Annotated in this window: 7 protein-coding genes and 1 pseudogene; 4 read left to right on the plus strand and 4 right to left on the minus strand. The window is 70.6% G+C overall.

The window, feature by feature from the left end; translation table 11 throughout:
* Positions 1-8 precede the first annotated feature (8 nt).
* Together EQG76_RS33650 and EQG76_RS24045 are read left to right on the plus strand one after the other, a co-directional pair.
* Entirely contained in the window at positions 9-152 is a 144-nt protein-coding gene (locus EQG76_RS33650; protein ID WP_407925565.1) for an HlyU family transcriptional regulator, read from the plus strand.
* A gap of 43 nt (positions 153-195) precedes the next feature.
* A complete protein-coding gene (locus tag EQG76_RS24045) occupies positions 196-972 on the plus strand; it encodes an isocitrate lyase/PEP mutase family protein (protein ID WP_159717071.1) in 777 nt (258 codons plus the stop codon).
* A 5-nt stretch (positions 973-977) separates the two neighbouring features.
* Here EQG76_RS24045 and EQG76_RS24050 read toward each other — a convergent pair whose 3' ends face one another.
* Positions 978-1,532 (minus strand): biliverdin-producing heme oxygenase, encoded by a 555-nt coding sequence (locus EQG76_RS24050; RefSeq protein WP_159717073.1) that lies wholly within the window; start codon positions 1,530-1,532, stop codon positions 978-980.
* 176 nt (positions 1,533-1,708) lie between these two features.
* Here EQG76_RS24050 and EQG76_RS24055 point away from each other — a divergent pair, with 176 nt between their 5' ends.
* Positions 1,709-3,880 (plus strand): histidine kinase dimerization/phosphoacceptor domain -containing protein, encoded by a 2,172-nt coding sequence (locus tag EQG76_RS24055; RefSeq protein WP_159717075.1) that lies wholly within the window; start codon positions 1,709-1,711, stop codon positions 3,878-3,880.
* A gap of 16 nt (positions 3,881-3,896) precedes the next feature.
* Here EQG76_RS24055 and EQG76_RS24060 read toward each other — a convergent pair whose 3' ends face one another.
* The 3 genes from EQG76_RS24060 to EQG76_RS24070 all read right to left on the minus strand — a co-directional run bounded on the left by EQG76_RS24060 (position 3,897) and on the right by EQG76_RS24070 (position 6,888).
* Positions 3,897-5,204, minus strand: a complete 1,308-nt coding sequence (locus tag EQG76_RS24060; protein ID WP_235031538.1) for a hemolysin family protein — start codon at positions 5,202-5,204, stop codon at positions 3,897-3,899.
* A gap of 131 nt (positions 5,205-5,335) precedes the next feature.
* Entirely contained in the window at positions 5,336-5,959 is a 624-nt protein-coding gene (locus tag EQG76_RS24065) for a 2-dehydro-3-deoxy-6-phosphogalactonate aldolase (RefSeq protein WP_159717077.1), read from the minus strand.
* On the minus strand, positions 5,956-6,888 hold the full coding sequence (locus EQG76_RS24070; protein ID WP_159717079.1) for a 2-dehydro-3-deoxygalactonokinase: 933 nt from the start codon (positions 6,886-6,888) through the stop codon (positions 5,956-5,958). Before EQG76_RS24070 ends, EQG76_RS24065 begins: the two co-directional genes overlap by 4 nt.
* A gap of 135 nt (positions 6,889-7,023) precedes the next feature.
* On the opposite strand from EQG76_RS24070, the pseudogene EQG76_RS24075 reads away from it, so the two are divergent.
* Positions 7,024-7,226, plus strand: a pseudogene (locus EQG76_RS24075) (hypothetical protein); the annotation flags it as partial.

Raw genomic sequence — 7,226 nt, forward strand, 5'->3', positions numbered from 1 at the left:
CCGGCACGATCCGCAAGAACTTCCCCGACGGGCAGAAGGAGCACCGCTTCATCCGGGCCGACACCCACAGCTCGCGCGACGATGCGGCCGGCCATTCGCTGCAGAAGGCCCGCCAATTGATCGACGAGCAGGGCGACCGGCTGTTCCGCTGACTATCGCCGGCTCTGCGGGCCGGCCGCAGAGGAGGAGACCGTCATGCAGGCATTCAGCGCCCGGCGCGCCGCGTTCCGGGCCCTGCACGACCAAGGCTGCTTCGTGCTGCCCAATCCCTGGGACATCGGTGGCGCGCGCCGCCTCCAGGCCCAGGGCTTCCAGGCCCTGGCATCCACCAGCGCCGGGGTGGCCTGGTCGCTCGGGCGCGACGATGGCGAACTCTCCCGCGACGAGGTGCTGGCCCATCTGGAGGCGCTCGTGGCGGCGACCGACCTGCCGGTCAACGCCGATTTCGAGGCGGGCTTCGCCGACGCCCCGGATGAGGTCGCGGCCAATGTCGCGCTCGCGGTGGCGACCGGCGTAGCGGGTCTCTCGATCGAGGACCGCACCGGCAAGGAGCTCTACGAGCTGCCGCTTGCGGTGGAGCGGATCCGCGCGTCGCGCGCCGCGATCGACCGGAGCGGGGCGGACGTCCTGCTGGTCGGGCGCACCGAAGGCTTCCTGATCGGCCGCACCGGGCTCGATGCCACGCTGGAGCGGCTGACAGCCTATGCGGCGGCCGGGGCGGACGTCCTTTATGCCCCGGGTGTCAGCGACCCGGCCGCCATTCGGGCCATCGTCCAGGCGGTAGCACCCAAGCCCGTCAACGTGCTGCTCTGGCGGCCGGAGATGCGGGTCGCCGAACTGGCGGCACTGGGCGTGCGCCGGGTCAGCGTCGGCGGGTTCCTGGCCCGTGCGGCCTGGGCAGGCTTTACGGAGGCGGCGCGGCAGCTCCATGACGAGGGCAGCCTGCCGGCCACGCTGTTTCCCCGGCGCTGACCGGTTCAGCCTGGCTGGCGCGCCGGCAGCCACGCGATCAGCCGGGCAAACGTGGCCCTGGCGGCGGCCAGTGCCGCAGGCTCGCCATCTGGCGTGACGGCGGCCATGAGCTCGCTGCGGAATGCCTGCCAGCTCGCCATGGTCTTGCGGCCATGGGGGTTGAAGTAGCCGAGCCCCGGCAGGCCGCTGCGCGCCAGCGCCTTGGCGATCACCGCACCGCCGAGAGTGGAGCCTTCCAGCACGTAGAGCGAGCCCCAGGCGCTGGCCTCGTCGGGCAAGGGCGTCAGGTCCGGGCGGGGCGGCGGCCCGTCCCGGTCATCCAGGAGCCGCAGATCGGCCGCCAGCAGCGCCAGGCGGCGGCGCGGGCGGAACCGCTCGCCCAACAGGGCCTCGACCATCGGCTCCCAGGCTGCATGAAACCCATGAAAGGCACGCAGGACCAGGCGCAGGTGCTCTAAGTCGAGCGGCGGGGCCAGGAGGTCCAGGCGTGCTTCCAGCACGGCATGGTCGGCTGCCGTCTCTGCCCTCAGGCGGTCCAGGATGGTCGGACGGTCGGACATTCACGGTTCCGGCGAAGCGGCCGGGCCAGGACCGGCCCGTGAGCGGCAACCGATACCGAAACGGCCTGATCCTGCCCACACGAAATGATGACGACGTTGCCGGGAATGCGTAGGAACTTGGGTGGTGGCTGCCCGGTTCGGCACCTCCGGACGCTTAGTACGTAGGAAATGGTGTGATGGAGCGGCCCCTCGACGTGACCTCGTGCGAGCGGGAGCCGATCCGGACCCCGGGGGCGATCCAGCCGCATGGGGTGCTGCTGGCAGTCGAACCTGACCAGCTCGTGGTTCGCCAGGCAGCCGGCGAGCCTGGCTGGATGGGTGCCGCGGCGGCCGGACTGCCGCTGGGGCGGCACCTGGAGGAGTGGTCGGCGCCGCTCGCGGCACTGGTGCGGCAGTTCCAGGCGAGCGGGGCGCCTGGCGGTTTCCAGGGCAGCCTGAGCGGGGCAGGTTGCCCGATCGACGTCATGGTGCATCGGGGCAGGGGCGGGGTCCTCCTGATCGAGCTGGAACCAGGCGACCCGGACCGGGCAGGTGCGGCCGAATGCCTGGCGGCCGTGGAGGAGGCGACCGGGGCGTTCGAGCGGGCGCACGACAACGAGGAACTGCTGCGGCAGGCCGCCGTCCTGTTCCGGCGGATCACCGGCTTCGACCGGGTGATGGTCTATCGCTTCCTGGAGGACAGCTCCGGGCAGGTGGTGGCCGAGGACCGCGCCGAGGAGCTCCATTCCTTCCTGGACCACCGCTTTCCCGCCTCCGACATCCCCAGCCAGGCGCGCGATCTCTACGTGCGCAACACGGTGCGGGTGATCCCGGACGTCGCCTACCGGCCGCTGCCTCTAGAGCAGGCACCGGGCGAACCGGACGAGGGGCCGCTCGACATGTCCGACTGCGTGCTGCGCAGCGTGTCGCCGATCCATCTCCAATATCTGGAGAACATGGGGGTGGCCGCGTCCGCCTCGATCTCCATCGTGGCGGGCGATGTGCTCTGGGGGCTGATCGCCTGCCACCACATGACCCCGCGCCGCCTGCCTTACGAGGTCGGGGCCATGTGCCGGGTGCTGGCGCGGGTGCTCTCGCGGCAGATCGGCGCCCAGGCGGATGCCGCAATCCACCGGCAGCGGATCCGGCTGCGGGCGATGGAGGACGAGCTTCTGGCCAGGCTGGCCCGTGAGGACGGCTTCGAGGAAGGCCTCGAGCGCCACGGCGCGGCCTTCACCCAGCTGGCCAGTGCCGACGGGATGGCGATCTGCCGGGGTGGACGCATCGACATCCACGGCGTGTGTCCGGCACCGCACCAGGTGCAGGCTGTCCGCGACTGGCTGCTCGCCGAGGAAATGGTGCAGCCGTTCGCCACCGAATCGCTGCCCGAGCGGTTCCCAAAGGCCAGCGAGTTCGTCGCTACTGGAGCCGGCCTCCTCTCGATCGTGGTGAACCGCCCGGACGGCATGGTGATCCTGTGGTTCCGCGGCGAGCAGCTGCAGGTGGTCAAGTGGGGCGGCAACCCGCACCAGGCCAAGACCGTGGATGCGGCATCCGGGCAGCTGACACCGCGCGCCTCCTTCGAGCTCTGGCAGGAGACGGTGCGCGGCCGCGCACGCAGCTGGTCGAGGGCGGAGATCGAGACCGCCGGACGGCTGTGCGCCAGACTCGTGGAGCTGCGCCAGGGCAAGCAGCTGAGCATCCTCAACGCCCAGCTGCGCAGCATGGTCCAGGACAAGGAGAAGCTGCTGGCCGAGCAGGTCAACCTCCTGGTGCAGAAGGACCTGCTGCTGCGCGAGGTCAACCATCGCGTCCAGAACAGCCTGCAACTGGTGAGTAGCTTCCTGTCGCTGCAGATGCGTGGCAGCCAGGAGCCGCACGTCCTGGCCCAGCTGGAGGAGGCGCGCCGCCGCCTGCACGCGGTAGCGCTGGTGCATCGCCGGCTCTATCAGACGGACCAGGTGCAGTCGGTCGAGATGGGCCGCTATCTCGACGAGCTGCGCCATGACCTGGTGAGCTCGTTTGGCCCAGAATGGGCCGAGCAGCTGCAGGTCCGCTCTGATACGATCTCGATCCCGACCGACCAGGCGGTGAGCCTCGGCCTGATCGTAACTGAACTGGTCGTCAACTCGGCCAAGTACGCCTACCAGGGCCAGGCCGGGCCAATCACCGTGCAGTTGCGCGAGCTGGCGGGCCGCGCGATCGTGCTGACCGTGGCCGATCGCGGCGTGGGTGAGGCGGCGCCGACCGGCACCGGATTTGGGCTGCGCATGGTGCAGGCTCTGTGCGCCCAGTGGCAGGGCAGCATCGACCAGCAGGACAACCGGCCGGGCCGCCGGGTCGTCATCACCGTACAGGCTGCCGCCTGACGGGCCCTTTCGGACGTCAGCCAAGCGTCGCGGTCTCGCCGCCCTGCGGATGGCTTGGCGGGGTGATTAGGACCTTGTCGATCCGCCGCCCGTCCATGTCGACCACCTCGAAGCGCCAGCCCTGCCAAGCAAAGCAGTCGCCCGCATCCGGGATCCGGCCGAGCTGGGAAAGGACGAACCCGGCCAGGCGCTGATAATCGTCATGGTGCTCGAGCAGCCCCTCGAGGCCGATCGTGTGCTCGACGTCGTGGATCGGCATTAGCCCGTCCACCAGCCAGGAGCCGTCCTCGCGCCGCTGTGCCTCGTAGGCATCCTCGGCACCGGCCTCGGCGATGTCGCCTGCGATCGCCGCCATGAGGTCGGAGGGCGTGACGATGCCCTCGAACGCGCCATACTCGTCCACCACCACCGCCAGATGCACCGGCGCATCCTTGAACAGGCGGACCAGCCGGCCGGCATCGATCGTATCGGGCACGATCGGCGGCTGAAACAGGCGCAGGCTTTCGCCGACCGTGCCCTGGGTGGCGGCCTTGCCGGCCAGATCCTTGGCCTGGACGACGCCCAGCACCTCCTCCTCGTCGCCCAGCACCGGAAAGCGCGAGCGCCCGGACGAGGCCATGGCGGCGATCGCGTCGGCGATCGGCATGGCAGCCGGCAGGCTCACCACTTCCACCCTGGGGGTCATGATCGCGCGGACCGGCAGGTCGTTGATACGCAGGAGGCCCTCCATCATGGAGCCGGCCTCCTCGTCGATCACGCCGGCCGCCCGGCTCTCGGAGATCAGCAGCGCCACCTCCTGCTCGGTCGGGACCTCGCGGACCTCCTTGGGCAGGCGCAGGAGCCGGAGCACGGTGTTGGTCGAGTATTCTAGGAGCCAGACCACCGGTGCGGCCACCTTGCCCAGGAGGATCATGGGCGCTGCGACGAACGCGGCGATCGATTCGGCGAACTGGAGTGCTAGGCGCTTGGGCACGAGTTCGCCCACCACCAGCGACAGCCAGGTAATGCCGGCCACCACGATCCCGAAGGCGATCGGGGTGGCATACTGGCCGGCGATCGGCGCGATCCAGGCGGCGACGTAGCCGGACAGGGTGGCGCCGCCATAGGCGCCGGCGACGATACCGACCAGGGTGATGCCGATCTGGACGGTCGACAGGAGACGGGACGGGTTGTCCTGCAGCTTGAGCGCCAGGCCCGCGGCCTTACTGCCCTCGTCTGCAGCCGTCTGGAGCCGGGCCCGCTTCGCCCGGACCATCGCCATCTCCGCCATGGCGAAGAACCCGTTGAGCAGCACCAGGGCCACCACGACCAGAAGCTCGAACACCTACCCTCGCAGAAGGTCGCCACCAAGGTCTCTAGGATGTGGTTTCCCTGGCCCGTAGGAAAGCCCACATCGCAGGCGCCTTCACAGAAGACGGCCTCGCCACCGGCCGCACGGCTCTGGCCCCGGCCAGGCTAGCCGTTGCGCCAGGCGCTCACGAAGGCCCGCGCACGCCCGGCCACCGCCTCCGCATCCATGCCCGGCTTGTAGAGGGCCGAGCCCAGGCCGAAGCCGTCGGCACCGGCGGCACGGTAGGCGGCCATGCTGTCCGGCTCGATCCCGCCCACCGGGAAGACCGGCATGGTCTTGGGCAGGACCGCGCGCAGCGCCTTGACCACCCTGGGCGGGATCATCTCGGCCGGGAACAGCTTCAGCCCGTCCGTGCCGGCGTCGATCGCGGCGAAGGCCTCGGTGGGCGTGGCGATACCCGGTAGGGTCAGGAGGCCCTGAGCCTTGGCGGCCCGGATCAGGGCCGGGTCGCCATGCGGGGTCACCATCAGCCGGCCACCGGCCTTCACCAGGCGGTCCAGGTCCGCGGTCGTGCGCATCGTCCCGGCACCCACCAGGATGTCGGCGCCGAACTCTTCGGCCAGCCTGGCGATGCTCTCGAACGGCTCTGGCGAGTTCAGCGGCACCTCCAGGATCACGAACCCGGCCTCGACCAGCGCCCGGCCGATCGGCAGCACCTCGTCCGGCTGGATGCCGCGCAGGATGGCGACCAGCGGCAGTCGATCGGTGAAGCTGGCAAGCTCGGTCATGGGCGGGACTCCTCCATCAGGCCGGCCAGCCTGGCGATGCGGAGCTGGCCGAGAAAGGCGGCATCGGGATGGGCGGTCTCAGTAGCGATGCCGAGGATGGTTGCCGCCTCGGCATAGCGCTGGGCCAGCGTCGCCCCGCCTACCAAGACCAGCCGGTCTGCCGCCATGCCGAACTCGTCGGTGGCCTCCACCAGCTCGCTGCCGATCACGAGGCCCGAGAGCCAGGCCGGCCCGGCCTCGGTGCCGAGTTCGCCGAACAGGGCCAGGGCGCGGGCACCGAACAGGCGGCGCAGCAGCCCGCCACCGGTGCGGTCGGCTGCCCGGCGCACGCCTTGGGTGAACGCCGCCGTGTCGAACGGGTCGGGCTCGTCCAGGGAGGGCATGGTGTGGCGCAGGATGGTGTGCCGGCGCAGGGCCGCGAACAGCTCGCCGGTCAGGTAGCTGGCAAAGCTCGCGATCCTGCCGCCCTCGACCTGGACCCATTTGGAATGGGTGCCCGGCAGCACGAACAGGCCGGCACCCTCGCCGGCGCAGCCCAGGATCTGGGTCTCCTCGCCGCGCATCACGTCCGGGATGCCCACCGAATTGCGGTACGACATGCCGGGCACGATGTGCAGCACGCTGCCATCCGCCGTGGTGAAGCGGAGCAGGCTTCTTGCGATCTCGGCGGCGCCGCCCGGGCAGGGGACATAGGCCGCCTCGCGCCAGCCGGTCCTGGCCCCTACCATTCCCGATGCCAGCACCGGCAGGTCCGGATGGGCGGCGCGCCAGCGACCGGTCGCCGCGGCAAAGGCGGTATCGAACCCGCCTTCCGGCAGGCTGGTGATACCGTGGGACGAGGCGTGGCGGTCCAGAATCGCGCCGTCCGGCCCGATCAGGGCCGCGCGCAGGGAGCTGGTGCCCCAGTCCAGGCCGATCAGCGCCGCCACCTCATTCCTCCTCCTGCCGTGCCGCCGCGCGGACGCTAGCCTCTTGCCCGTGGCGGCGAAAGCGCCGAAGCGGCAGGCCAGAGCCGGGCGGCCAGCCGCCCCGGCCGATCCTGCGCGTGTCGATGAAAGGAAGCGATGTTGACGAACGTGGTGGCGGTGGGCCTGACTACCCAGGGCCAGGACGGCCGGCCGGACAGCCTCTTGCCGAAGCTCCAGGCGATCCAAGCCGCCGGTGCCGATGCCGCCGAGATCGCGCTGTACGATCTGGACGTGGTGGCAGGCGGCCGGCCGCTGGAGCGGCAGTTCGCGCGGGTGCTGGAGATCGCGTCTGGCTTCGC

Source organism: Geminicoccus flavidas, assembly GCF_009806515.1.
Taxonomy (GTDB): domain Bacteria; phylum Pseudomonadota; class Alphaproteobacteria; order Geminicoccales; family Geminicoccaceae; genus Geminicoccus; species Geminicoccus flavidus.

Coding starts and splice junctions, on each gene's coding strand:
- EQG76_RS24045 (WP_159717071.1), top strand. CDS start 196: ATGCAGGCATTCAGCGCCCGGCGCGCCGCGTTCCGGGCCCTGCACGAC.
- EQG76_RS24050 (WP_159717073.1), bottom strand. CDS start 1,532: ATGTCCGACCGTCCGACCATCCTGGACCGCCTGAGGGCAGAGACGGCA.
- EQG76_RS24055 (WP_159717075.1), top strand. CDS start 1,709: ATGGAGCGGCCCCTCGACGTGACCTCGTGCGAGCGGGAGCCGATCCGG.
- EQG76_RS24065 (WP_159717077.1), bottom strand. CDS start 5,959: ATGACCGAGCTTGCCAGCTTCACCGATCGACTGCCGCTGGTCGCCATC.